This is a genomic window from Thermanaeromonas sp. C210, assembly GCF_013167955.1.
Classification (GTDB): domain Bacteria; phylum Bacillota; class DSM-521; order Neomoorellales; family Neomoorellaceae; genus UBA12545.
Map to the genome: position 1 here is coordinate 1 of NZ_BLWF01000018.1, position 579 is coordinate 579.

Consider the following 579-nt stretch of genomic DNA (forward strand, 5'->3'; position numbering starts at 1 on the left):
ATCGAGTTCCAAACGCCCGTCCTGCAGGAAGGCGACAAGTTTATCCCATTGGCTAAGGCAATAGTAAACCGCCTGCCCAAAGGTGCTTTTGGGCAGTACGTGGGATTTCTGCTTCTTAAGCCATGCCAAAAATTCGTCCAGCACGGGCCGGCTGCGCTCCTGGCGGATTTGATAGCGTTCCTCCGGTGTTGCCTCTTTCAACTCGCGCTCGATGGCAAAGAGCCGGTTGCAGTACTCCAACCCCTCCCGGGCGGCCACTGCCGCATTGCGTTTATCTTCCGGCAGGGCCTTCAATGCTTCGTCAAACTTGCGCCGGGCATGGGCCCAGCAGCCCACCAGGGTGACCTCTGAAAGTCCATTGTAGCCCTCATAGCCGTCAACATGCAAATAGCCCTTAAAACCTTTTAGGAACCGGCGGGGGTGTTTGCCGGCCCGGGTGGTCTGGTACTCGTAAAGAATTATGGGAGGGCCGTCCCGCCCGGTACGGTAAAGCCAAAGGAATGATTTGGTGGTAGCTTCCCTTCCCGGTTCATGAAGTACCTGTAACGTAGTTTCGTCGGCATGGAGGATGTCTCTTTT

1 protein-coding gene is annotated in these 579 nt (G+C 55.8%); it reads right to left on the reverse strand.

Annotation, left to right across the window (positions count from 1 at the left end):
• A partial coding sequence (gene tnpC / locus TAMC210_RS13210) for an IS66 family transposase (RefSeq protein ID WP_173299282.1) occupies positions 1 to 579 on the reverse strand: 579 nt, incomplete at both ends.